This window comes from Vibrio sp. 2132-1 (genome assembly GCF_033344315.1).
The window spans coordinates 1-24375 of sequence record NZ_JAWPON010000009.1; the positions used below are offsets into that span (position 1 = coordinate 1).

Annotated in this window: 22 protein-coding genes; 8 read left to right on the forward strand and 14 right to left on the reverse strand. The window is 47.0% G+C overall.

The genetic code is table 11. The features are described 5' to 3' along the window. Positions 1-48: 48 nt before the first annotated feature. The 3 genes from pdhA to R8N47_RS11545 are packed head-to-tail and all read left to right on the forward strand — an operon-like array spanning position 49 to position 3264. A complete protein-coding gene (gene pdhA, locus R8N47_RS11535) occupies positions 49-1143 on the forward strand; it encodes a pyruvate dehydrogenase (acetyl-transferring) E1 component subunit alpha (RefSeq protein WP_025998586.1) in 1095 nt (364 codons plus the stop codon). Continuing rightward, a complete protein-coding gene (locus R8N47_RS11540; protein ID WP_042521051.1) occupies positions 1136-2119 on the forward strand; it encodes an alpha-ketoacid dehydrogenase subunit beta in 984 nt (327 codons plus the stop codon). Before pdhA ends, R8N47_RS11540 begins: the two co-directional genes overlap by 8 nt. Continuing rightward, positions 2116-3264 carry a dihydrolipoamide acetyltransferase family protein gene (locus tag R8N47_RS11545; RefSeq protein WP_005375831.1) on the forward strand — a complete coding sequence of 383 codons (1149 nt, stop codon included), beginning with the start codon at positions 2116-2118 and terminating at the stop codon, positions 3262-3264. Before R8N47_RS11540 ends, R8N47_RS11545 begins: the two co-directional genes overlap by 4 nt. 67 nt (positions 3265-3331) lie before the next feature. Here R8N47_RS11545 and R8N47_RS11550 read toward each other — a convergent pair whose 3' ends face one another. After that, complete coding sequence (locus R8N47_RS11550) at positions 3332-4297, reverse strand: electron transfer flavoprotein subunit alpha/FixB family protein (RefSeq protein WP_064354648.1); 966 nt, start codon at positions 4295-4297, stop codon at positions 3332-3334. Between the two features lie 138 nt (positions 4298-4435). Here R8N47_RS11550 and R8N47_RS11555 point away from each other — a divergent pair, with 138 nt between their 5' ends. After that, a complete protein-coding gene (locus tag R8N47_RS11555) occupies positions 4436-6097 on the forward strand; it encodes an electron transfer flavoprotein-ubiquinone oxidoreductase (protein ID WP_064354647.1) in 1662 nt (553 codons plus the stop codon). A 59-nt stretch (positions 6098-6156) separates the two neighbouring features. On the opposite strand, the gene R8N47_RS11560 is transcribed toward R8N47_RS11555, so the two are convergent. After that, positions 6157-7041: a LysR family transcriptional regulator gene (locus tag R8N47_RS11560; RefSeq protein ID WP_064354646.1), complete on the reverse strand. Its 885-nt coding sequence runs from the start codon at positions 7039-7041 to the stop codon at positions 6157-6159. A gap of 117 nt (positions 7042-7158) precedes the next feature. Between R8N47_RS11560 and R8N47_RS11565 the strand changes: the two genes are divergently transcribed. After that, complete coding sequence (locus tag R8N47_RS11565) at positions 7159-7830, forward strand: type 1 glutamine amidotransferase domain-containing protein (RefSeq protein ID WP_064354645.1); 672 nt, start codon at positions 7159-7161, stop codon at positions 7828-7830. 84 nt (positions 7831-7914) lie between these two features. On the opposite strand, the gene R8N47_RS11570 is transcribed toward R8N47_RS11565, so the two are convergent. Next, entirely contained in the window at positions 7915-8562 is a 648-nt protein-coding gene (locus tag R8N47_RS11570; protein ID WP_064354644.1) for a glutathione S-transferase family protein, read from the reverse strand. Between the two features lie 118 nt (positions 8563-8680). Between R8N47_RS11570 and R8N47_RS11575 the strand changes: the two genes are divergently transcribed. Next, positions 8681-9511, forward strand: coding sequence for a LysR family transcriptional regulator (locus tag R8N47_RS11575; protein WP_064354643.1), 831 nt, complete (start codon positions 8681-8683; stop codon positions 9509-9511). A gap of 9 nt (positions 9512-9520) precedes the next feature. Here the strand turns inward: R8N47_RS11575 and R8N47_RS11580 are convergent, their stop codons facing one another. The 5 genes from R8N47_RS11580 to artP all read right to left on the reverse strand — a co-directional run bounded on the left by R8N47_RS11580 (position 9521) and on the right by artP (position 13148). Then, on the reverse strand, positions 9521-10093 hold the full coding sequence (locus tag R8N47_RS11580) for a protocatechuate 3,4-dioxygenase (protein WP_064354642.1): 573 nt from the start codon (positions 10091-10093) through the stop codon (positions 9521-9523). A gap of 138 nt (positions 10094-10231) precedes the next feature. Then, a complete protein-coding gene (gene artM / locus R8N47_RS11585; protein ID WP_005388569.1) occupies positions 10232-10900 on the reverse strand; it encodes an arginine ABC transporter permease ArtM in 669 nt (222 codons plus the stop codon). Further along, positions 10897-11586, reverse strand: a complete 690-nt coding sequence (gene artQ / locus R8N47_RS11590; protein ID WP_005388570.1) for an arginine ABC transporter permease ArtQ — start codon at positions 11584-11586, stop codon at positions 10897-10899. The genes artM and artQ overlap by 4 nt, the downstream gene beginning before the upstream one ends. A 1-nt stretch (position 11587) precedes the next feature. Next, positions 11588-12331 carry an arginine ABC transporter substrate-binding protein gene (locus R8N47_RS11595; RefSeq protein WP_064354641.1) on the reverse strand — a complete coding sequence of 248 codons (744 nt, stop codon included), beginning with the start codon at positions 12329-12331 and terminating at the stop codon, positions 11588-11590. Positions 12332-12419: 88 nt separating this feature from the next. Continuing rightward, entirely contained in the window at positions 12420-13148 is a 729-nt protein-coding gene (gene artP, locus R8N47_RS11600; protein WP_104970792.1) for an arginine ABC transporter ATP-binding protein ArtP, read from the reverse strand. Between the two features lie 425 nt (positions 13149-13573). Between artP and R8N47_RS11605 the strand changes: the two genes are divergently transcribed. Both R8N47_RS11605 and R8N47_RS11610 read left to right on the forward strand, forming a co-directional pair. Continuing rightward, entirely contained in the window at positions 13574-15808 is a 2235-nt protein-coding gene (locus R8N47_RS11605; RefSeq protein WP_064354640.1) for a hypothetical protein, read from the forward strand. 141 nt (positions 15809-15949) lie between these two features. Further along, on the forward strand, positions 15950-16945 hold the full coding sequence (locus R8N47_RS11610) for an ABC transporter substrate-binding protein (RefSeq protein ID WP_005375798.1): 996 nt from the start codon (positions 15950-15952) through the stop codon (positions 16943-16945). Between the two features lie 82 nt (positions 16946-17027). Here the strand turns inward: R8N47_RS11610 and R8N47_RS11615 are convergent, their stop codons facing one another. From R8N47_RS11615 to R8N47_RS11640, 6 genes are all read right to left on the reverse strand, one after another. Continuing rightward, a complete protein-coding gene (locus tag R8N47_RS11615) occupies positions 17028-17405 on the reverse strand; it encodes a nuclear transport factor 2 family protein (RefSeq protein WP_031777276.1) in 378 nt (125 codons plus the stop codon). 142 nt (positions 17406-17547) lie between these two features. After that, positions 17548-18279, reverse strand: coding sequence for a DUF3726 domain-containing protein (locus R8N47_RS11620; RefSeq protein WP_064354639.1), 732 nt, complete (start codon positions 18277-18279; stop codon positions 17548-17550). Then, entirely contained in the window at positions 18276-20012 is a 1737-nt protein-coding gene (locus R8N47_RS11625; RefSeq protein ID WP_064354638.1) for a hypothetical protein, read from the reverse strand. Before R8N47_RS11625 ends, R8N47_RS11620 begins: the two co-directional genes overlap by 4 nt. Before the next feature lie 101 nt (positions 20013-20113). Further along, entirely contained in the window at positions 20114-21715 is a 1602-nt protein-coding gene (locus R8N47_RS11630) for a BCCT family transporter (RefSeq protein ID WP_005388593.1), read from the reverse strand. 109 nt (positions 21716-21824) lie between these two features. Beyond that, entirely contained in the window at positions 21825-22814 is a 990-nt protein-coding gene (locus tag R8N47_RS11635) for a membrane dipeptidase (protein WP_017634252.1), read from the reverse strand. A 69-nt stretch (positions 22815-22883) separates the two neighbouring features. Beyond that, a complete protein-coding gene (locus tag R8N47_RS11640) occupies positions 22884-24344 on the reverse strand; it encodes an aldehyde dehydrogenase family protein (RefSeq protein ID WP_064354637.1) in 1461 nt (486 codons plus the stop codon). Between the last annotated feature and the right edge of the window lie 31 nt (positions 24345-24375).

The window sequence follows — 24375 nt, forward strand, 5'->3', positions numbered from 1 at the left end:
ATGAACAGCTGCAGTCCAAAAGACCCGCAGCGTCAAAAGGAGCTTGAGATGAACGTTCAGGCATTACCCATGCATCGGTTTATCGACCATCGTGGGGACCTAGTCGGCCAACTACCCAACTGGGCTGACACTGAAACATTGGTCGGGTTTTACCGAGATATGGTATTAACTCGCACTTACGACAACAAAGCAGTTGCCTTGCAACGCACCGGTAAGCTAGGGACCTATCCCTCACACTTAGGCGCGGAAGCCATAGGCATTGCGGTCGGCAGAGCACTTAAAGCCGATGATGTGTTTGTTCCTTACTACCGCGATATGCCTGCGATGTGGTGTCGTGGCATTGGCATGGAAAAGAACCTTCAATACTGGGGTGGCGATGAGCGCGGGAGTGATTTTGCTCCTGAAGGCAGTCCGGTTCCTAGCCGAGACCTTCCCTACTGTGTACCCATAGCGACGCAATGTACGCATGCTGTCGGGGTGGCTTCCGCGCTAAAAATTCAAGGTAACCATGAAGCTGCGCTAGTGATGTGCGGCGATGGTGGTACATCCAAAGGGGACTTTCTTGAGTCAATAAACTGCGCAGGTACTTGGAATATTCCACTTGTTTTCGTCGTAAACAATAACCAGTGGGCAATTTCAGTTCCGCGTAGTCTCCAATGTGCCGCCGATTTCTTATCAGAAAAAGCGCAAGGTGCAGGTATACCGGGTATTACTGTCGATGGTAACGATGTCGTCGCCGTTTATGATGCAACTAAAACCGCCCTTGAGAGAGCAAGAAAAGGGAAAGGCGCAACACTCATCGAAGCGGTGAGTTACCGACTGAGTGACCACACTACGGCCGATGATGCGACTCGTTATCGTAAAGAAGATGATGTTCAAACTGCATGGCAATACGAACCTATCGCACGTCTTAAAACGTACCTCCTTAATCAAGGCGCTTGGAGCGACGAACAAGAACAGCAATGGCTAGATTACTGTAAAGAGCAAGTAGAGTTAGCTGTTGAACGCTATCTGAGCTTACCGCCACAAGCACCAGAAACCGGTTTCGATTATTTGTATGAATCGCTACCTCAAGAGCTTCATGCACAAAGAGATGAACTCATCAACAAGGCAATGAGAATGCAGGGAGGCAGACATGGCTGAGCTAACGTTGGTTGAAGCAGTAAACCTTGCCCTGCACCACGAAATGCAACAAGACCCCAATGTTGTCGTATTAGGTGAAGACGTGGGCGATAATGGTGGTGTATTTCGTGCCACTGTTGGACTCAAGCAAGAGTTTGGTCTTAAACGAGTCATCGATACGCCACTCGCTGAAGCCTTAATCGGCGGGGTTGCGGTCGGTATGGCAACGCAAGGATTACGACCTGTCGCCGAATTTCAGTTTCAAGGTTTCGTTTTTCCTGCGATGGAGCACTTAATGTGCCACGCGGCTCGAATGCGTAACAGAACTCGCGGTCGGCTCACTTGTCCCGCGGTTTTCCGTGCGCCATTTGGCGGCGGTATCCACGCTCCGGAACACCACTCAGAAAGCGTGGAAGCGTTATTTGCTCACACTGCTGGATTTAAAGTGGTGATTCCTTCTTCTCCACAACGCGCATACGGCTTACTTCTCGCTGCAATTAGAAGCAATGATCCCGTCATGTTCTTCGAACCGAAGCGCATATATCGCACCGTTAAATCTGAAGTCGTTGATAACGGCGAAGCACTCCCACTCGACACCTGCTTCACCTTACGCAAGGGGCGAGATATCACGCTCGTTACTTGGGGCGCATGCGTCGTAGAGTCACTTCAGGCCGCGCAAACCTTGTCTAGTCAGGGAATTGAAGTCGAGGTGATTGATTTGGCGAGTATTAAGCCAATTGATACCGCGACGATTTTCAGCTCACTAGAAAAAACTGGACGTTTACTCGTTGTTCATGAAGCGAGTAAAACTTGTGGTGTGGGATCTGAGCTATTAGCTCGAACCGCTGAACACGCCATGTGCTTACTTAAAGCCCCACCTAAACGAGTAACTGGAATGGACACCATTATGCCTTATTACCGTAACGAAGATTATTTCATGGTTCAGAAAGAAGACATTGTGACCGCAGCGCGCGAACTCGTGGAGGATTGGAAATGAAGACGTTTAACTTACCCGATCTCGGCGAAGGCCTCGCTGAATCAGAAATTGTAAAATGGCACGTTAATGTCGGTGACATGGTTAAATTAGATCAAGTGATCTTAACCGTAGAGACAGCAAAAGCGACGGTAGACGTCCCTGCCCCCTATTCGGGCCGTGTGGTCAGCCGTCATGGTGAGGAAGGTGAAATCGTCAATATTGGTGCATTACTGCTAGAGATTGATGAAACAGGTGCCGGGAGAGAAGTAACGGCAGAGAAAAAAGCCACTGCTGACGCCGCAACCGTCGTCGGCAGCGTTTCTCACCAAGCGCATCATGTAAACGTTGATGATTTCTGGATTGGTGGCAACCACAACACGACAGAAAGTAACCTCGTTACCGCCCTGCCTTCGGCTCGCTTGTTGGCACAAAAACTTGGGGTAGATCTTAACCTCGTGTCAGGTAGTGGCCCGAACGGACTTATCGTTGATGCCGATATTTACGACGAAGCCGGAAAACAGCGTCCAGGCACCGAAGTTTTGAAAGGTGCTCGACGTACCATGGTATCGTCTATGACCGAATCGCACGAACATGTTGCTGCCGTAACTATTACGGAAGAAGCGTTGTTGGAAGATTGGCTGCCAAACGAAGATATCAGTATCCGCCTTGTTCAAGCGATTGTTCATGCGTGTCAAGAAGAGCCTGCTTTAAACGCTTGGTTTGATGCCGAAACCATGACACGCTGTGTACACACAACGGTCAATGTAGGAATTGCAGTAGATAGCCGTCATGGATTGTACGTACCAGTCTTGCGCCACGCAGATGAATACGAGCCACAAGATGTTCGTCGTTGGCTCGATCAAACCGTTGAAGGGATCAGAGAGAGAAAAATCGGTCGTGAGCAATTGCAGCACGCGACGATTACGCTTTCCAACTTCGGCGCGATTGCCGGTATTTACGCAACACCTGTCGTCACACCACCACAAGTCGCTATTGTCGGCGCGGGCCGAATACTCGACCGAGTAGTGATAAGAAACGGTCAAGCAATTTCGGTGAAAGCAATGCCGCTATCCGTAACGTTTGATCATCGCGCTTGTACTGGTGGTGAAGCTGCAAGGTTTACGAAAGTACTTGCAGAGCACCTGCAACGTCCGAGCGAAAAGTAACTTATAAAAATCAAATGATAAAGGCTTCCAATTTGGAAGCCTTTTGTTTTAGGGAACAAGACTATATCTACAGCTTCTCTAACAGCTCAGGCATTACCACAAACAAATCGCCGACCAATCCATAATCTGCAATGTCAAAAATAGGCGCATCAGGATCGCTATTAATTGCAACAATCACCTTGGAATCTTTCATTCCCGCCAAATGCTGGATCGCGCCAGAAATTCCGACGGCAATGTATAACTCCGGTGCAACAATTTTGCCGGTTTGCCCGACTTGATGGTCATTAGACACATAGCCCGCATCGACCGCCGCTCGTGACGCCCCTACCGCTCCACCTAGCTTGTCAGCCAATTGTTCTACTAAAACAAACTTCTCTTTACTCCCGAATGCACGACCACCCGACACTACTACTCTAGCCGCTGGCAATTCTGGTCGCTCACTTTCTGGCGTTTGTTGCGAAACAAACTCACTAAGTTTATTGATAATCACCGTGTCGACTTGAGTAAGCTTAGGGACAACTGGCGTGTCAGATAGCTCTGCGGCATCAAAAGCCGTACTTCTTATGGTCATCACTTTATAGGGATCATTCGACGTAACTCTCGCCAATGCATTTCCAGCATAAATTGGACGAATCACCGTATCGATAGACTCGATTGTCATCACGTCAGAAAGTTGACCAACATTAAGCAACGCCGCCACACGAGGCATCACATTCTTACCAAATGTACTGGCAGGAGAAAGAATGTGTGAGTAGTTTTTGGCTACTTGTGAGATCAAAGGTGCGATATTTTCCGCTAATCCATGTTCATATCCCTTCGCATCAACCCAGATAATTTCTGCAACACCCTGAACGCAATTCAACTCATCCAAAACTGATTGGCACTGATAACCAATAAGCAACACAGCAACAGGAAGCGATTTATCATCATCCTTAATCTCAAATGCCGCTTTAATTGCACACAGCGTCCCTACAGCCAACGATTGGTTGTCATGCTCTGCGAGCACAAGTGTTGCTAATGGTCGGTCTTCCATGGTCATGCCTCATATAACACGTCAGATCCATTACTTGAGCTTAGTCCACTTCACGTTAACGTCAACTGAGCTATAATTTTCTGTATAGAAACCAAAAACCTGTCACGCAGATGACGATAATAGAAAGGAAGCATAGAGATGGAACGAGAATGCATGGAGTTTGATGTCGTGATCGTGGGGGCCGGACCTGCAGGCTTAAGCGCCGCTTGTCGGCTAGCTCAACTCAGCCAAGACAGTGAAGGTGACGCACTTTCAATTTGCGTTGTAGAAAAAGGCTCAGAAGTGGGCGCACATATTTTATCTGGCGCTGTTTTTGAAACTAGTGCCTTAGATGAGCTTTTCCCCAATTGGAAAGAAATGGACGCTCCGCTAGCAGCCTCAGTTCAACGAGATAATTTCCTTTATCTTACTACTGAACAAAACCATATTCGAGTTCCTCACATCCTTACACCGCGTCCAATGATAAATGGCGAGAATAATTACGTAATTAGCCTTGCCAACCTTTGCCGTTGGCTCGCTAACCAAGCAGAAAATCTTGGGGTGGAAGTTTTTCCGGGCTTTGCCGCTGCAAGCATCAATTATGATCAGACTGGCGCCGTGACAGGCATTAACACGAGCGATATGGGACTAGATAAGAACGGCCAGGCCAAACCTAACTTTGAACCAGGTATCGAGCTAAGGGCAAAATACACCCTTTTTGCTGAAGGTTGTCGCGGACATCTGGGTAAAGAACTTATTCAAAGGTTCGACCTAGACGCAGGAAAGCAACCACAGCACTACGCGCTTGGCCTAAAAGAGATATGGGAGTTACCCACTGACAGTAAGGATGTATCTGGCAGTGTTATCCACTCCGCTGGCTGGCCCTTGAGTGAAACAAATACCACAGGCGGCGGTTTTCTCTATCACATGGAGAACAACCAAATCGCCGTGGGGCTTATTGTCGACTTGAATTACAGCAATCCTTACTTGAGTCCGTTTGACGAATTTCAACGCTTTAAGCACCATCCGGCTATTGAACCACATTTGAAAGGTGCTCAACGCATCGCTTACGGCGCAAGAGCCATTGCGAAAGGTGGGCTTTCCTCTCTGCCGAGACAACAATTCCCTGGCGGTTTATTGATTGGTTGTGATGCGGGGACTTTGAACGTTGCTAAAATTAAAGGCAGCCACACAGCAATGAAATCCGGAATCATTGCAGCAGAAGCGGTACATACGGCCCGACAAACTGGAGCTTCTGAGCCAGACTACCAGTCGTTGTTTGAATCATCATGGTTGTATGACGAACTCGCTGAAACGCGTAACTTTGGTGCGAACATTCATAAGTTTGGCAGCATACTGGGCGGTGCTCTTTCGACTTTTGAACACAACCTGTGGCAACCACTGGTTAAGAAGCCGTTACCTTGGTCTATCAAGGACTATTCGCACGATCATGAGCAGTTAAAGCCTAAACAAGAGTGCCACCCAATTGCATACCCAAAACCAGATGGTGAAATCAGTTTTGATAAGCCTTCGTCGGTATTTTTGTCGGGAACACAGCACGAAGAGAATCAACCTTGTCACCTGGTTCTGACTTACCCTCACATTCCAATTGATGTGAATTTAGGTATGTATGACGAACCAAGTCAGCGCTATTGCCCCGCTGGGGTTTACGAAGTGGTGGAAGTGAACAATAAGTTGAAGTTTCAGATAAATGCCGCCAACTGTGTGCATTGCAAAACCTGTGACATCAAAGATCCTTCGCAAAACATCACGTGGAAAGCACCAGAAGGTGGCGGCGGACCAAGCTATCAAAACATGTAGATACGTTAGTATGTTGACGATCTAACAAATGGATAAACAAACCGATTGGCAGAGCCTCATTACTCCTGCCAATCGACAAAATGATCAAGCAAGAAGTCGATAGCCAATCGCGCTCGTAGTGGTAGAAAGTGACGATTCTGATAAACAATCCAGCTGCTGTTGCCGCTTCCCCAATACGGCTCTAGCATTGGCACCAAACGACCAGACGAAATAGCATCGTTGAAACTACTCTTCGGTAAGTACGCCACACCTAATCCTTCTGCACAGGCTTGCAAGACCGTTTGTGCGTTATTGCTCTTCCATCTGCCCTGCACTTTTACGCCATCTAAAGGCTTGCCGTCTTTTTCAAACAACCAAACGTCCTTATTGGCAATAATGCAGCTATGACGCTTGAGTTGCTCTGGGTGCGTTGGTAAACCATGTTCATCGAGATAACGCTGACTGGCTGCCGCTGCCATGGGACGATCCACCAGCTTTCTCGCAACCAAGCCTGAATCACTCAACCTGCCGTAACGAATGGCAAAATCGAAACCATCTTCAATAAAGTTGACCATGCTGGTGTTGAAGTTAATTTCAACCGTGAGATTAGGATGTTGCTTGGCAAACGCCATCAAGGCAGGCGCTACATAGTTCTCAGAAAACGCACCAGCGGCGCTCACGCGTAACGTACCACTCAACTGAGTTTGCTGCGTGGTGAGCTGTTCATTGGCTTGCTGAAGCCCAATCACCAATTCTTTACACTGCTGATAATACGCTTGCCCCGCTTCCGTTAGACTCACCATTCTTGTCGAACGGGCTAACAAAGCGACACCTAATCGCTCTTCTAGTCTTGTGACTTGGCGACTGACGTGACTGGTACTGCAACCTAACTGTTTTGCCGCTGCAGAAAACCCTAAGCTCTCAGCAACCGTAACAAACTCATTGATGCCTTCAAAACTGTCCATACTTACCTTTGCTATATAGCAATAATGTTTTGCCAATTAATCGTATTATCACTTATTTGTTTAGCAATTAGTATGAAGGTGTTCAACAAATACACGTAAGCCAAAAAGGAAACCATCATGAAGAAAGTACTCATCATTGTGACGAACCATGCGACCCTTGGTGAAACTGACCAAGCAAACGGAACTTACGCGCCAGAGCTCACTCATGCGCTTAGCGAACTACTAGATGCAGGCTTCGATTACGACATTGCCTCTATCAAAGGCGGGCAAGCACCACTGTACGGAACCGACATCGAAGGCGACGCAGTCAACGAGAAAATCTTAGCGGATGATGATTTCCAGAACCGCATCAACAACACGATTCCAGTGTCACAAATCAACGGTGACAACTATGATGCGATCTTCTATCCGGGTGGTTTTGGTCTTCTTTCAGACCTAGCGAGCAACGAAGATTTTGCCAAGATTTCTGCAAAACACTATGAAAATGGCGGTATTGTTGCAGCAGTTTGTCACGGTCCGGGCGCTCTTCTCCCTATCACGCTTAGCAATGGCGAAAAGCTACTTTCGTCTAAATCAGTAACAGGCTTCACTCGTGAAGAAGAGATCGACTTCGGCACCATCAACGATATCCCATTCCTATTGGAAGAATCTCTTGCACGCAGCGCAGCGCGCTACTCTAAAGTGCAACCATGGCAAGAGTTTGTAATTGTGGATGATCGTGTCATCACAGGTCAAAACCCAACGAGCGCACACGGCGTAGGCAGAGCGATTGTTGAACACCTAGCTTAAACGCGCTGGAAACGACAACCATCCTAGAAGAGGAAAGCGTGCTTTGTCATGCTTTCCCTTGCTACAGGCGATCGCAAGATGCGCTTATACTTCTTCCCCTGCCTCGTCCTCTTCTACGATATCTGTTTCTTGGCTCGCCTCTTCCAGCCATTGCTGTAAAGATTCACTTGCTAGCACCTTCTGTTGGTAGACTTTGGCACCTTCCGATAACTCGATACCATAAGTTTGGAAACGCAATGCCACAGGTGCATACATGGCATCCGCTATCGACCATTCTCCAAATAACCAGCCGTTGGGATACAGCTTGGCTTGTTCTGCCCAAATAGCGTCAATGCGTGCAATATCTTTACGTGCACCTTCAGTTAAATCGACTTTTCTGCGCGCGCGGATATTCATTGGGAGTTCGCTTCTTAAGTTAAAGAAACCCGAGTGCATTTCTGACGCAATGGCGCGTGCTTTAGCTCGTTCTGCGGAGTTGCTTGGCCATGCTTTGCCTTGTAAGTATTGCTCGTTAACGTATTCCAAAATCGCTAATGAATCCCACACGGTTGCGTCACCATCCACCAAGGTAGGTACTTTCGCGGTTGGTGTAATACCTTCCAAGGTCTTATAAAAATCTTCTGTGAATAATTTGAGCTTGGTGACTTCGACATCTAGTTTGAATTGAGAAAAGATCAACCATGCGCGCAGTGACCAGCTTGAGTAGTTTTGATTAGCAATAAACAGTTTCATGACGCCTCCATGCGGTTCGTGTTTTGATTACCCATTCACAATATCTGATTGTATTTAAGGGGACTAACGGATAGTTTTGATGGAACACTTCAACAAAAACGATGGATGAGTTTTAGATATGGATATCGATGCGTTACGCAGCTTTCTGGCTTTTGTAGAAACGGGCAGTTTCACTCGTGCAGCCAAGCAGATTAATCGCACCCAATCAGCGTTCAGTGCACAAATGCGTAAGCTAGAAGACGAACTCAGCGTCAGTTTGTTTGAAAAAGAAGGTCGCAATCTTGTCTTAAGTGAAGCGGGATTAGCACTACGCTCTCACGCAGAGCAATTGGTTAGCTTGCACAATCAAGCACTGAAACAAGTGAAACGTTATGAAAATAAGCGTCCTCTTCGCTTAGGTTGCCCAGAAGATTACAACGACAATATCTTGCCTAAAGTCATCCGCGTATTACAGCAATCTGAGCCCACATGTTCGATTCAGGTCTTTAGTGAGCCGAGCATCACCTTGAGAGAAAAACTTGATGAAGGAAAGCTAGACGCCGCTATTGTGACAAGAGCACCGGACAGTGAGGAAGGTTACTGGCTAGCAAGCGACAAAGGCGTGTGGATTGCTCATCCTGATTTTGACATTGAGAACGCCCAACCTCTCCCTCTCGCCCTATTCCAAACCGACTGTAAATACCATGCGGCAGCAGTAGACGGATTAACCAAACGTGGCACTCCTTATCAACTACTGGCATGTTGCAATACGGCTTCTGCACAACGAGCAATTGTACGTTCATGCATGGCTATCGGTGCGATGGGCAGTATTAGCGTTAGCGAGGATCTTAAGATCTTAGACGATATGCCATCGCTACCTTCCGTGGATATCGTTTTGGTCACGGGCGTCGAGCCTCATCCGATACTGGATAAAGAATGCTTGGCGCAATTGGTTGAGTTAATGGCTTAACCGGATTAGCTAGCCAATCACAAAGTTAAATTGGCCAGTTAATCGCCCGTCGGTTCGTATGGTTTCAAACTGTAGATAATCTCGGGCTTTGCCACCCCACCATTCATCACCAGTATTGCCTTTTAAGTACAACTGAGTGGTCAGAAGCTCTTGGTTATCCCGCCACAACTTAACGTGAATGTGCGGTGGACGAGAGGCATAAGGCACGGGGTACAAAGTCTGGAATAAGTAGCGACCATCCGATTGAGTTTTTACCGCGCCAAAACCTGCAAAGTGCGCATCAAACTTATCGTTATTTGGTTGCTTAGGGTGATCGTAAATCCCCTGCCCATCGCATTGCCAGATTTCTACTTTGATGCCTGAAACTGGGTTTCCCGATGTATCTACTACTCTGCCTTGCAACACGATAGGTTCACCGACCAAGCCTTCTGATTGCAGAATCAAGTTTTGACGAAGAGGAATATCCACTACTGGATAAAATGGCCCTTCTGTTTGTGCTGGCGTCGGCCGCATTGGTGTCGTCGCTTTTAAAGAGGGTGCGAACAACAATGTCCACAGCGCTAAAAAGTGTCTTCTTTCCATGGTGCCACCAATACAATTGCATTGAATTAAGTTTGGTGGAACTTGAGGGATTTGCCATAACGAATATAAAAAATGCCCCTGCAAGAGAGTCATTTGCAAAGGCACTGTGGAACGAGATGATGAGTGTTGATTGAAGGTTTATGCGGCTTCGAACGCCAATGCTTTCTTCTCTACCTGACGGAAAATAAGAGTTAGCACACCATTTACCGTTAAATAAAATGCGCCCGCAATACCAAATACCGTCAACGTATCGTAAGTTTGTGCGTTAATGCGCTGCGCGTAACCCATCAGATCCATGATCGTAATCGTGCTTGCTAGTGACGTGCCTTTGAAGACCAAAATCACTTCGTTCGAGTAAGCAGGAACAGCACGACGAATAGCGTATGGTAGCAGCACTTTTAGCGTTGCGGTTTTGTTCATACCCAGAGCACGACACGCTTGCCATTGACCGGAAGGAATCGCGTTAAACGCTCCTTTGAACAACTGAGTGCTGTATGCAGCGGTATTCAACGCTAGCGCCAACATCGCACAGAACCAAGGTTGGCTTAACCATGTCCAGAATACACTTTCTCTTACTGCGTCAAACTGACCCGGACCGTAGTACACCAAAAAGATCTGTACCAACAAAGGCGTACCAGTGAACAAGGTAATGATGCCACGGCTTACCCAATGCAAACCCGGAGTACGCAGGATCAGAGTTAGCGTCATCATCAGAGCTAAGAGACAGCCCACAACCAAGGAAGCGGCGGTCAGTTGGAGGCTAGTGCCTAAGCCATCCAGCATTTGCCAAACGTGTTGTTCGTTCATGCGGTCGCCTCCTGTCCCATGCTCATACCTTGAATTGAGAATTTCTTATCAATCAGTTTTACGGCACGTTGCGTAATCAAAGTAATGCCTAAGTAAATCGCCGCAGCGGTTGCGTACCATGTAAACGCTTCATGCGTCGCTGCAGATGTTAGCTGCGCTTGCTTCAATAAATCCGTTACGCCAATCAGTGATACAAGCGCGGTATCTTTCAGCAAAACCAGCCATTGGTTAGTTAAACCTGGTAGTGCGTGTCTTACTGCTTGTGGCAAAACAATGCGAACAAAAGCGTGTGCTTGACTGATGCCGAGTGCACTTGCTGCCTCTCTTTGCCCTCTTCCAACGGCTTTCAATGCGCCACGTAGAGTTTGAGAAGCGTAGGAAGCGAAGATCAATGACAACGCCACCACGCCAGACAAGAACGGGCTAACTTCTATAAAGTCGCCGGTGATTAAAAACAGAACCTGCGTCGAACCAAAATAGATGAACAACACGACAAGGATTTCTGGCAAGCCACGTACAATCGTCACAAACGCCGTCATTGGCCATTTAACGAAAACGCGGCGAGACATTTCACCACTGGCGAATACCACTGCCAGAATCAAACCGACTAAGAGGCTTGTGAAGGCTAGCTGGACAGTCATCCAACTAGCTTGAACAAGCGATAAAGAGTAACCCGTTAGTGCCATATTACTTACCGAAGTATTTGTTGTAGATTACGTCGTATTCGCCGTTTGCTTTCACTGTTTTCAGTGCTGTGTTCAGCTTGTTCACTAGCTCGTCGTTACCTTTATTTACTGCGATACCGAAACCGTTACCGAAGTATTTAGGGTTAGTGACGTGCTCGCCCACGTACGCTAGGTTATCTTCTTTCTTGAACCATTCTGCTACGACTGCCGTGTCACCGAATACAGAATCAATACGGCCATTCTTCATATCGATGAATGCGTCTTGGTAGCTTGAGTAAGGAACCGCTGTTACGCCCGGCATTTGCTCAATCAGGTAGCTTTGGTGTGTTGAACCGTTTTGAACACCAACACGCTTACCTTCTAATGCTTTTTGATCAGCCACTTTTTCTTTGATAGAAACAAACGCTGCTGAGTTGTCATAGTATGCATTCGTGAAATTCACTTGCTCCAAACGCGCCTCAGTAATGTCCATTGCAGAGATTGCCGCATCGTAGCGCTTGAATTTTAATGCAGGGATCAGGCTGTCAAAAGATTGGTTGTGGAAGGTGCATTTTGCTTCCATTTCTTTACATAGTGCGTTCGCCAGATCCACATCAAAACCTTGGATTTGGTTGTTTTCATCTATGTATTCGAATGGGGCGTACGTCGCTTCCATCGCAAATTTGATCTCTTCTTGTGCTGCTGCGCTTGCTGCCATAGTTGCAGAAGAAAGGCCGATTAGTGAAGCTAGTAGAATCTTTTTCATTGCAATACTCCGTGTGTACTTAGTGGGCTGACACTCGCAATGACAGCCGAGCTTATCTGTTAAATAGACTGAACTTTAAAAACGTAATTTAGTGATTTAAGTAGTCAGCAAATTGGGCGGTTTGCGGGTTAGAAAACGAATCATTTGTGCCGTGCTCGACGATGTGTCCTTTTTCTAAATACAGTACGTGACTAGCGATTTTCTTAGCAAAATCGACCTCATGCGTTACTACGACTTGGGTGATGCCAGTTTCGCTTAAATCTTTAATAATCTTAACGACTTGGTTAGTAATTTCCGGATCAAGCGCTGCGGTCGGTTCATCAAAAAGCAAGACTTCCGGTTTCATCATCAATGCACGAGCAATCGCCACACGTTGTTGCTGACCACCAGAAAGCTGCATCGGCCATGCATCCGCTTTGTCTGCCAAATGCAGCGTTGCGAGAATTTGCATTGCTTGGTTCTTCGCTTCTTCTTTATCCATGCCAGATACTTTTACCGGAGCCTCAATCAGGTTCTCCATCACTGTCATGTGCGGCCATAAGTTGTACTGCTGGAACACCATGCCTACTTTACGACGAAGTGCTAAACCTTGTTTCTCTTTGATTTCAGTAGAGAAATCAAAAACATCATTTGCGATGTTTAGCTTGCCGTTATCCGCCCCTTCAAGAAGGTTAAGAACACGCAGTAGAGAGCTCTTACCTGCGCCACTTGGACCAAGTAACACCAGTGTTTCCCCGCTTTCACACTTAAAGCTGACATCGTGAAGCACTTGTGTCTCACCGTAGGATTTATTGATTCCGCTTACCTGAATAGTCATGCTGACATACCGCATTAATTGTCACTTGGCATTTATATTACTCAAAAGGATTTTTTATGCAATAAAAATGTATAAAAATTAATTTTGTTAAATTTTTGTATGATAAGCAATCAATACAACAGAGAATATGACTGGTTTAATCAGTTGGTTTTAACTGAAATTGTTGATGAAAATCCAACAATATGATGGCAATCGAAACAAGGTTAAAATTCTGGTTACTTTTGTGCTTGTGTAGACGGAATTTTGAGTCTTTGAACGTACTACACCCGACGCAGACCTTCTCATTTTTGCCGGGCTTCCCCCCTCGATTTCCGGTAAAGCCTTCTATCGGCGGGTTCCTGATTAGGACTTTGTGAATAGACTATAATTTCTCTTTGTATTCTGACCCTTAATTCGAGTCATCTAAGTATGAGTGAGATAACCCCATGTTGAAGTCGCATTGTTTTTCTCTCATTGCACTTGCTTCTCTGAGCTTACTTTCTATACCCAGCGTTTGGAGTAGAACAGCAATCGTGTTACCTGGATTGCATGAACAGGGTATTGATCTTCAAGATAAGCCTATCTCTGCTGCGGCTACACGTGAATGGGAACTGGATTATGCTGATATCTTATTCGGCGCTTACGAAAGTAAAAGTCATAATGAGCGTGTACAAGCACTTGGTTACATGTACAACCAAAAGCTGGAACTTAACTCAGGTTGGCTGGAAAACGATATACGTAACCAAGCAGAACTGAATGGAATTGACTACGAAGATTTCTTTCTCCACTTTTCTGAAGACACTATCCTAGCTGAAGTCGACTCAAGCCATGGTGAAAATACATTACTCAATCGAAAACCGATGATTGTTGGTTATACGGCTAGTGCTGACCACGCCGGTTTTTGGCTATATCAACCACCGCCATGGGATGCTGATGTATTTGGCCAGGCGAATAATGGTGGAGCCCTCTATGTCTATCACTCAGAGAAGTTCGACCGCTTAACCTTTACGTTCTCTCAGTTTGCTCAAGGCGGCAGCTTCACGATTGAATACCCTTCTGCTATCGACTCGTTTGGTCGGGTAACTGAATGGAAAAGCTTCGCGATTAAAAAAGACAAAACTGAGAACATGACTAAAAACCAAACAGTAAACTGGTCTGTTCCTTCGGATTGGGTTCGCGCTACAACGCATGATGGTAGCGGAAAAACTTATGGTGGCGGTCAGTACTTTGGCTCCACCTTTTTACGCGACGGCGGCCGCCTTTACTTTGCGAAAATTACTTGGCATGACGACAACATAGAAAACCGCCCACGTCTCGAAAACATTCAACTCAAAAATAGCTTCCCTGCCGTCAATATCTCAGGAGCACCAACGGAGACACCGGAAGGTCAAACCATTCAACGCTGGCGTAAAATTCGTGGCTTCGACAAATCTGCAGATCGAAACCAAGACAATTATCTTTCTTGGAATGAATACAAAAACCGTTCAAATAAGAATGCAACCGCACGATTTCGTTGGGAGTCACGCGTTATTCCATTTGGTCGTATGTGGAATCAAACCTCTTCTTGGGCATTGACCAATCTCGGCAATCCCTTTTTTGCCAATACAATGCGCCACTCTTACCAAGCTGAATGGGCGAAACAAGGTTTAAATGGTGCGTACAACGACGATACGAATAAGTTACTCGGTGCAAATCAGTTCTACATATATTCCGGAGGCACAGTGGATGAGCTTGGTTTGGTGGCGGGTAGCCAAGCTGCTGACGATGCGTACAAAGCGCAATTCTCGGCGTTCTTGAATAAACTGGCAACGCTGGATGAAGATGCGTTAATTGGCCTCAACATAGGTACGGCAAACTTATTCGGTCGTAATGGGCAAAACCACTTGGTTAACGCTGGCTCCTTGTACTTGCGCGAGCACTACCTTTTCCCTTCTACCGGCTTTAGTGGCTATGCTGGGTTAGCTAAGTTTTGGGATAACTCTGCACTCGCCAAAGCTGGCCAGAAAGTGATTTATCAAGCGACAACGCGTTATGGTCGCGTTCAATACTTTGGCAACACAGAAGACAATTGGAAACAGGACCAATACTCTGCACTAGCGGTGTTCTACTTAAACTATCACCCTGAGCGCAGTTACTTTAATCAGTGGAACAATGGCTATTTATATGGAAGTAATAACACAACAGGTGACAACTTCTGGAAGGCAGGCGTACCAATGAATATTGCTTATCAACCTAGCACCTTGCTTGCCGTTGATTTGGGAGAGCCTGCCAATCAAACACCAGAGGGGTATCAGGCGACTCCGGTAATGATGTCCACCAGTACGCCCTATCCTGCCGATTACACAGTCATTGGAGATGCTTCTATGAGCAAAGTGGCTCATCCTGACTTGCCCAATGGCTCTATCGATTTGTTACCAACCCATACGTACTTTGCGTATCGCTCAGACGATACGGTGGTGATGCATGGTCCTACGGAGATGGTGTTAGCCCGCGAATTCACTAAAGGCCGAGTGCTGTATCGAACTGATTTCTTTGGCAAGAATATCGATTATTTCACCTCACCGAAGATAACTATCGCACTTCCAGAGCCTATGCGACCTGTAGATCAAGACGGTAACATCGGCGACTATGTTTCTCATATTGAGATTGGCGGCTACGAAGGGGTGTTCTTGCTGTATTAATTCCCTTTCAACCCGTCTCATCAAACGCTTCATAAATCGCCGTTTTTATGCTTAACGTCACTGAAAAAAACTTGTTCACTGAATCTTTATAAACCGATGTATATACTGAAGTAAATGACAACGACAAGGAAATTCAGTCACATGAAGACGACACCTTCAATGCTCTCTGTTCTGCTGCTATCAGCATTATCTACTCATGCAAATGCGGACGAATGCGGAAAAATAACCATCGCAGACATGAATTGGAATTCGGCAAGCTTAATGGCGCACATCGACCAATTTGTCTTAAATGAAGGCTACCAGTGCGATGCGGAATTGATCCCTGGTGATAGCGTTCCTACAGGCACCTCTATGATTGAAAAGGGACAGCCTGACGTTGCGCCAGAGTTATGGACAAACGGTATTAAAGAAGCACTTGATAAAGGGATTGCGGATAAACGCTTGCGCATCGCTAGTGAATCGCTTGTCAATGGTGGTGAAGAAGGGTTTTGGGTTCCCGCCTATCTGGTAAAACAGTATCCAGAACTCGCGACGATAGAAGGCGTCATCAAGCACGCCAAACTATTTGAACACCCAGAGGATGATGACAAGTTCGCGTTTTATAGCTGCCCTGCTGGTTGGACATGCCAAATCACCTCCGGTCACTTGTTTAATGCATTAGGGTTAAGTGAGCACGGCTTTGAGATGGTTGACCCAGGATCTGGCGCAGCATTAGCTGGCACCATCGCCAAAGCCTATGATCGCAAAATGCCTTGGTTTGGTTACTACTGGTCACCGACCCCCGTATTGGGCAAGTATGATATGGTCAAAGTGGATTTTGGTAGCGGAACAGATTTAGAAGAGTATCGCAACTGTACCACTCAGCCTGATTGCGCTTCACCAAAAGTAACAATGTACCCACCTTCTCCAGTTCGCACAGTAACAACTGAGGCGTTTGCGAGCAAAGAACCCCAAGCATTCGCGTACTTGCAGAAACGCGGATTTACCAACGAGCAAATGAGTGAAATGCTCGCCTGGATGGAAGATAACTACGCGGACGGTGAAGAAGCGATGTTTTACTTCTTTAATACCTACCCTGACTTGTGGAAAGGCTGGGTATCTGAAGACGTCGCGGTGAGAATCGAAAAAGCGCTTTGATGATTAATACTTAAAGTGCCACAAATCATTTAACCTCCCATACCGTTTGAATAAACGGCATGGGAGACTCGTCAACGACTCGTTAATACATGGTGTGACCATTCAATGTTTCTTTGGGTATCTCTTGCAGAGCGTCCCAATGTTCAACAATCTTCCCATTATGATCAAAACGAAAGAAATCCATCGTCACGTATTCAATATCATTAGGCCATGTTTGGTGAGTGTGTAGTGCCACCAAGTTCCCTTCAGCAATGGCTCGCACAAACGTAATATCTTTATCGGGATACTCATTTTGCATCCGCTCAAAATACTCGATAAAAGCCTCGGGGCCATTTCCAACTAATGGATTGTGCTGGATGTACTCATCACCTACGTAGTCTTCAACTGCCTTTCTTGGGTTACCTCTATAGGCGGTTTCGTAAAACGCAATGGCATTTCTTTTATTCTCTTGCAGATCCATTTTTCTTACCTGTGTTGCTCCATCTTGCGGATAACGGTAATCATAGTCTTTGAACTTCAGAAGTGACTGAACATCGCGCACAAAAAAGGCCGCTAAACAGCAGCCTTCATCACTTCTACTTGGAATCATCGCCTTTCATAGCTTAAACCACACCACCAGCACCGAGCATAGAACGCTCACTGTTCTCCACCAGCAACGCGGTTGCGGTTTGTTTCAGTGTTTCCCATTCTTGGTCTTCGACAAAGATACCATTTTGCCAAGAAGCTTGTTGCGTACGGCTTAACTCATCGCCTTCAATGTGGGTGGTATATCCTTGTGCACTTTTCTCGATATCGAAATCGTTCACGGAGAGCTCGATAACCATACTATGCAAATCCGTATCATGCCCATCAAACTGATCCGAGAAAAAGACTTCTGGTGCGATTCGTCCGCGGTTTAACACATAAAGCGTTCGCTTGGGACTAGAGCCATTGACCCACTGTGCTCGACACGCGATGCCTTTCGCAGAGAGCTTCAACAACTCACTGAAACCCAACCAACGGTTATGACACTGTTTCAACGTGATAGTAATCGACTTACGGTTAATCATTTTCTCAAGTGCGAAATCCAACACGGCGGGTAAGTGGCACGCCACACTGCCATTGTGCAAATCCATCTCGATACTCGCTGACGTGTTGTTGGTCACCGATACAGCGCAGTCCGAATCTAACCCAAGAAACAGGCTGGCGTTATTAAAATGACGAACTCCATGTAAGCCAACCATTTGCAAGTCCGCCACCATGTTCGCAATGACATCCGCCTCACCACAGTGACGGCGCATGCCAAGAAATGCCTTATTAACCGCGGCCACCAATTCGTTGTGAGAGACGATCATAATGCAAATCCTCCGTTGATTTTTTGATTGTCACTTTGCGCAATTTCGTCACGCGGCGGCATGCTAGGGAAAATCCATGTGTCTGCCAGTTTAGGATCGTGAATTTCATCCAACAGCGGCGCGCCTTGGAAAAAAGTTACTCGAACCCAACGATCCGAGCGTGGATCAAATTTAGTCGCACCAAAGATCGCCAATTTACAACGCAGTAAGTGCATTGGTAACGCATCTTTACGCAGCACATTCATTTGAATATCCCCCATCGCACGGTTGCCTAGCGTCCATACGCGACGTGTGATCGAACGATAAGCCGGTTTTTGCAATAGAAACTCTGCTACGGACATTTCTACATCACAGTCAAGCAAGGCCTGGTACAAGCGATTCACTTGTCTGCCGATATCAAGCGGCAGTTCTTTTTCTTCTCCAGCCTCTTCCCCGCGAACACCAAGCCTTGGCTCTTCTTTGTCTTGTGAACGATACCAGAACCAATAATTGTTCTCGGCCAGTGAGTAATCCGCATCAATCGCCCAGCGGTATTTGTTTTGCAACACTTCCAGTAAGTCTTGGATCTTTTTCCCGCCCGGAATCGATAACGTTTCATCCGTATTCATTTGGCTAGCAAATTCGTCCACCAAAGATGGGTAGAGTTCGATCAAGCAAGAGGTGAGGATTTCTTGGGCTTCCACACTCATTGTTTTCTTATGCTCGACCAAACTCGCCCAGTTCGGATGTAATGCCATTAACGTTGTTAGCTCTGATAGCAGTTGTTTGATGTCTGATATCGCTTGATGATTGAGCCTGTATTGATGTTCATTGATGGTGATGACTTGCTCTAAATGACGCTGTGCTTTTTGTAGTAATCCTTGCAAAGGAGCATGGAATGAAGCTTCACATGGCATCGCAAAGACTCGCGCTACCGCACGTTCGCGAGAGGTCATCCATTGGTCAACGATGCACGGGTGATTAATCAAGTATGGAGCCATGCCTAAGCCAGTCGCATTGCCGACACCAAGGTAGCGCTGCAAGCCACGATGCAAAGCCACCACGTTGTCGCCACCTTGTTGAAGTGCCAGATAGTGCACCCAATCTAGGCTGAATTCACGCAACATATATACGGCACACATTTGCGCACTAAAAGACTGGCTGAAATCTGAGTTGTTCTCTAACAGTTTGAAATCGGCGATACCAAACTTTCCGTTACCATAAACAGCTGTGGTACGCAGGATATAACCCACTTCCGCTAACTCTTTCGGCTCAGGCTGCTCGCCTTGAGAAAGCGCGCTAACAATGTGCTCAAACACGCGCACACTTTTGTTTGCGCGAGCAAGAACAAGTACGTTGTTTGGATTACGTCCCGCTTCTTGCAGCGGTACATTTTCTCGCAATCTTTCCAACAAAGTAACATCAACATCGCCTTGAACCAGTGCAAATGTGACGTCCCACTTTTCAGCAATTACGCGATCATTACGCTCGTCGTCGGCAATTTCATCACAGAATACCACCAAATGATAAACGTGCTCTGGCGTGGTCAATTTGTAAATCACATGACCATAACCACGAGGACAAAGCTGCCACTCATGCTTGGTTACTTGCCAGTTTTGGCTTGCCATATTACGAATCAGACTGCGAACAAAGCTGATTCGGTTTTGGTGCATTGCGCCAAGCCTTTCGGCTGCCATGACAATCGCTGCATCGCGCATAGTTGCTTCCGTATAAGTAGAACGATGTGCATCCATTTTGCTCACCACCTATTTGTTATTGTAAGAATACTAGGGTTTGTGCGGATGCAGGAGGAAAACACCCGCACAAGCTCCACGTTGTTTGAATTAGATAATTGTTATAGCCCTTGCTCTTTCGCCATTTTGATTGCGATTTGCGGCGCATTCCAAAGTGACGGTAACAGAATCAACGAAACCGGAACCGCGGTAATCACAATGAAAGATTGCAGTGCAGAGATGCCACCAGAGCCAAGAGAAATCAGGATTAGTGCCGTCACACCCATCATTACGCCCCAAAAGGTACGGATGATCGCATTCGGCTCCGTTTCACCACTGATCACGACACTGATTGTGTAGGTCATTGAGTCGCCCGTCGTGACGATGAAGATCGTGGTTAAAATCAGAAATAGAATTGAAGTCAGCATTGGCATTGGTAGTTGCTGAGTCACCGCAAGCAAAGCACCTGGCAGGTTAAAGCCTTCGAACGCCGCACTCACGCTACCCGGTTCAGCAATTTCAAACGCAAGACCTGAGCCGCCCACAATCGTGAACCAAAAACAGGTGGTTAACGGAGCCACAATACTGATGGTGGAAATGACTTGTCGGATAGTTCGACCACGGGAAATACGCGCAATAAAAATTGCCATCATCGGACCATAACCAAGGAACCAGCCCCAGAAAAATACTGTCCACCAGCTTAGCCAACCTTCATCACCACGGTAGGTCGCCATTGGGATAAAGTTATCCAGCATGCTCCCTACACCTTGAATGTATCCGTTAAAGATAAAATTCGTAGGGCCAAAAAACAGGATGTAAACCATCAATGCCATTGCCAGAATCACGTTGTAACGACTAAGCAGTTGCATGCCTCGGCTTAATCCACTGAGTGCTGACAAGGTGTAAAGCGCAATCGCAAACAAGATGATGATAAGCTGAGTGGTAAAGCCATCAGGAATATCAAACAGCGCATTTAACGCGTAGCTAACCTGCAAGCCTAGAAACCCAATGGGCCCGATGGTGCCCGCGGCTACCGCGATAATGCAGCACGCGTCAATCAATGCACCGAGTTGGCCTTTAAGTGCTCGTTCGCCCAAGACTGGGTAAAGCAAAATACGTGGTTTTAGTGGTAAACCTTTGTCGTAATGTAGGTGCATCACCACGATGGAAGTTAAGCTACCTACAATCGCCCAAGCTAGAAAGCCCCAGTGCATAAAGGATTGTGACAACGCATTCACCGCACCTTGCTGCGGGTTATCTTGCGCGCCGTACAAAGGGGGTGGGCTAACATAGTGTGCGATAGGCTCAGCCGCGGCCCAGAAAACACCACCACCAGCCAATAAGGTACAGAAAATAATCGCCATCCAGCGGAAAGAGTCCATTTCTGGTTTTGCAATCCCGCCCAACATCACCTTGCCTGTTCGCCCTGCAGCCAAGCCAAGACCAATAAGAAAAGTGAGAAGCAGCAGTAACTGCCAGTATGGACCAAATACCTGAACTGCCCAGCCAAAGCCAGCGTTAACGATCGTAGATAACAGCTCGCCGTCATAAAGTGCAATAGCAACGAACAACGCGATGAAACCACCGCTATACCAAAAGGCCGGGTTATTCAGTCCTAATTTGTCCGTCGTGTTTTCTGTTGTTGATGTGTTGTGTTTTGCTTTCGACTTGCCCGATGACACGCTCATCGTGGAAGCTTTCATGCTATTGGTTAAATCAGACATACTCTGGCTCCAGAGGTTCTTTGCAGCAGCCAAAGACTGGCTACAAATGTGAGTTTTACGCCTGCCGTATTGTTATTATGTGGGCAGGCGGTTCCTACTTTGGGGAATGCTATGAAAAAGGCTCTAATCCTTCTTTAAGGAAGTTGAACCAGTTTTCACCCAATATTTTTCCAGCCTCAGATTCACTGAATCCGTGACCCATTAATCCGTTGTAGATGTTCTCCATCCCTGCGCTGCCGCAGAACCATGGCAGCGCATCTGGCCATCCCGAGTTACTTGCTGAACCTTCGCCGTAATCCATCGCTTTTGACCAACGCCCGTTGCGCATCCATTCCAATACTTGTTGCGGTTGGTTTAAGCACAGATCACTACCGATGCCTAAATGGTCGACGCCAAACATGTCTGCGGTTTTCGCTACCATCTGGCAGAAATCATCCAGCGTGCACTGGCTGCCATTTGGCAAATGGAATGGATATAAACTGAATCCAATCAAACCACCGCGCTCCGTCAGTGCTTTGATCACGGTGTTGGATTTGTTGCGCAGTGCGTCATGCGCAAACGTCGGGTTAGCATGGCTGATACAAATTGGACGCGAAGAAAGATCGATGGCTTCCAACGTAGAACGCTCCGCACTGTGGGACATATCAATGATCATCCCGACTCGGTTCATCTCTTCAATAGCTTGCTTACCAAAGCGAGTTACGCCGGAATCGTTTTGTTCGTAACAACCTGTCGCCAGTAAGCTTTGGTTGTTGTAGGTCAGTTGCATGATCAGCAGACCTTGGCGGCGCATCACTTCAATCAGACCAATTTCATCATCGATTGGTGAGCAATTTTGCGCGCCGAAGAAGATGCCGACTTTGCCTTCTGCTTTGGCTTTTTCTACATCTGCCATTGAATAAATAGGCATGATGAGGTCCGCATTTTGCTCGAAGCGCAAGTTCCACTCAGCAAAACGCGTTAAGGTTTCGCGCGCAGTTTCGTGGTAGACGATGGTGGCATGAACGGCGGTAATGCCACTCGCCTTAAGCGTTTGGAAATACTCTCGATCCCAATTGCAGTACTGCAATCCGTCAATCACAATCCGTTGTTGGTACATAACCACTCCTTAAACAATTTCTTAGCCTTTTCGTGCGGGCAACTGACACCATCAGTTACCCTGCCGATCTTAGTAAGGACGCTGATAAGCGGTTTTCACTACGGTGTAGAACTCTTTGGCGTACTGACCTTGCTCACGAGGACCAAAGCTAGATTCTTTACGACCACCAAATGGAACGTGATAATCTGTACCCGCAGTTGGCAAGTTAACCATGACGCAGCCCGTTTGGACTTGCTGTTTGAAGATCGCGCTATTACGCAAGCTTTGCGTGATAATGCCGCCTGTCAGGCCAAAGCGCGTATCGTTCGCGACTGCAATTGCCTCATCCAGATCAGAAACGCGAATCACGCTCGCCATTGGCGCAAAGACTTCTTCTTGGTTCACTTCCCAGCCATTCTGTGTATTTAAAAACAGAGTTGGTGACATGTAGTAACCGTCATGCTCTAGGCTCAGACGCTCACCACCGAAAGCCAACTCCGCGCCTGCTTGGCGTGCGTTTTCGATCCACTCAAAGTTCGCATTCAGCTGGTTACCATCAACCACAGGGCCCATGAACACGCCCTCTTCCAGTGCGTGACCCACTTTAAGTTCGCTCATGCGTTTGATTAGCGCTTCAACATACGCGTCGTGAATTCCGTCCATAACCACAAGACGAGAAGACGCGGTGCACTTTTGACCTGCACCCGAGAATGAGCCTGCGATTGTCGCTTCGACAGCAATCTGAATATCTGCATCATCTGCCACTACGAGCGCATTTTTGCTACCCATCTCTAGCTGACAACGCACAAAATTTGGTGCGGTTGCCGCTGCAACTTTACGGCCAGTGTCCACAGAACCAGTGAAGCTCACGCCGTTCACTTCCTTCGAATTGATAAGGGTATTACCGACTTGCGAACCGCTACCCAAAACGAGGTTAAACGTGCCGGCAGGTAAACCTTGGCGATGGATAATCTCTGTCAGCGCGACGGCACTTGCTGGGGTTAGGTTGGCAGGCTTCCAGACGACGCTGTTGCCAAACGCAAGTGCTGGCGCGATTTTCCAAGCCGCTGTTGCTGTTGGGAAGTTCCAAGGAGAGATAATGGCGATAACGCCGACGGCTTCGCGAGTAACTTCAACGGAGACACCTGGACGGACGGAAGCAGCGTTATCGCCAATTTGACGCAGTACCTCAGCAGCAAAGTATTGGAAGAATTGGCCAGCACGGTAAATCTCACCTCGACCTTCAGCAAATGGCTTACCTTCTTCACGCGAAAGCAAGGTTCCCAATTCGTCACATCGTGCAATGAGCTCATCACCAATCGCTTGCAGCACTGCTTGTTTGCGCTCGATTGGTGTTTTTTCCCACTCTGGCTGCGCTGATTTAGCCGCTTGAATCGCTTGCTCTACTTGCGACACACTCGCTTGTGCGAAATCGCCAATGTTTTCGCTGATATCAGAAGGGTTAATATTGGCGATGGTGTCCATGCCCGATTGCCATTCACCTGCTATATAGAGGGATTTTTCTGCTTGAACATTGTTAATAAAAGTCATGGTTCTTTCCTTGTTCTTCCGATTTGTGATG

Excerpts from the sequence above, each read along its gene's own strand:
- pdhA (WP_025998586.1), top strand. The coding sequence starts at position 49 with ATGAACGTTCAGGCATTACCCATGCATCGGTTTATCGACCATCGTGGG.
- R8N47_RS11540 (WP_042521051.1), top strand. The coding sequence starts at position 1,136 with ATGGCTGAGCTAACGTTGGTTGAAGCAGTAAACCTTGCCCTGCACCAC.
- R8N47_RS11545 (WP_005375831.1), top strand. The coding sequence starts at position 2,116 with ATGAAGACGTTTAACTTACCCGATCTCGGCGAAGGCCTCGCTGAATCA.
- R8N47_RS11550 (WP_064354648.1), bottom strand. The coding sequence starts at position 4,297 with ATGGAAGACCGACCATTAGCAACACTTGTGCTCGCAGAGCATGACAAC.
- R8N47_RS11555 (WP_064354647.1), top strand. The coding sequence starts at position 4,436 with ATGGAACGAGAATGCATGGAGTTTGATGTCGTGATCGTGGGGGCCGGA.
- R8N47_RS11560 (WP_064354646.1), bottom strand. The coding sequence starts at position 7,041 with ATGGACAGTTTTGAAGGCATCAATGAGTTTGTTACGGTTGCTGAGAGC.
- R8N47_RS11565 (WP_064354645.1), top strand. The coding sequence starts at position 7,159 with ATGAAGAAAGTACTCATCATTGTGACGAACCATGCGACCCTTGGTGAA.
- R8N47_RS11570 (WP_064354644.1), bottom strand. The coding sequence starts at position 8,562 with ATGAAACTGTTTATTGCTAATCAAAACTACTCAAGCTGGTCACTGCGC.
- R8N47_RS11575 (WP_064354643.1), top strand. The coding sequence starts at position 8,681 with ATGGATATCGATGCGTTACGCAGCTTTCTGGCTTTTGTAGAAACGGGC.
- R8N47_RS11580 (WP_064354642.1), bottom strand. The coding sequence starts at position 10,093 with ATGGAAAGAAGACACTTTTTAGCGCTGTGGACATTGTTGTTCGCACCC.
- artM (WP_005388569.1), bottom strand. The coding sequence starts at position 10,900 with ATGAACGAACAACACGTTTGGCAAATGCTGGATGGCTTAGGCACTAGC.
- artQ (WP_005388570.1), bottom strand. The coding sequence starts at position 11,586 with ATGGCACTAACGGGTTACTCTTTATCGCTTGTTCAAGCTAGTTGGATG.
- R8N47_RS11595 (WP_064354641.1), bottom strand. The coding sequence starts at position 12,331 with ATGAAAAAGATTCTACTAGCTTCACTAATCGGCCTTTCTTCTGCAACT.
- artP (WP_104970792.1), bottom strand. The coding sequence starts at position 13,148 with ATGACTATTCAGGTAAGCGGAATCAATAAATCCTACGGTGAGACACAA.
- R8N47_RS11605 (WP_064354640.1), top strand. The coding sequence starts at position 13,574 with ATGTTGAAGTCGCATTGTTTTTCTCTCATTGCACTTGCTTCTCTGAGC.
- R8N47_RS11610 (WP_005375798.1), top strand. The coding sequence starts at position 15,950 with ATGAAGACGACACCTTCAATGCTCTCTGTTCTGCTGCTATCAGCATTA.
- R8N47_RS11615 (WP_031777276.1), bottom strand. The coding sequence starts at position 17,405 with ATGGATCTGCAAGAGAATAAAAGAAATGCCATTGCGTTTTACGAAACC.
- R8N47_RS11620 (WP_064354639.1), bottom strand. The coding sequence starts at position 18,279 with ATGATCGTCTCTCACAACGAATTGGTGGCCGCGGTTAATAAGGCATTT.
- R8N47_RS11625 (WP_064354638.1), bottom strand. The coding sequence starts at position 20,012 with ATGGATGCACATCGTTCTACTTATACGGAAGCAACTATGCGCGATGCA.
- R8N47_RS11630 (WP_005388593.1), bottom strand. The coding sequence starts at position 21,715 with ATGTCTGATTTAACCAATAGCATGAAAGCTTCCACGATGAGCGTGTCA.
- R8N47_RS11635 (WP_017634252.1), bottom strand. The coding sequence starts at position 22,814 with ATGTACCAACAACGGATTGTGATTGACGGATTGCAGTACTGCAATTGG.
- R8N47_RS11640 (WP_064354637.1), bottom strand. The coding sequence starts at position 24,344 with ATGACTTTTATTAACAATGTTCAAGCAGAAAAATCCCTCTATATAGCA.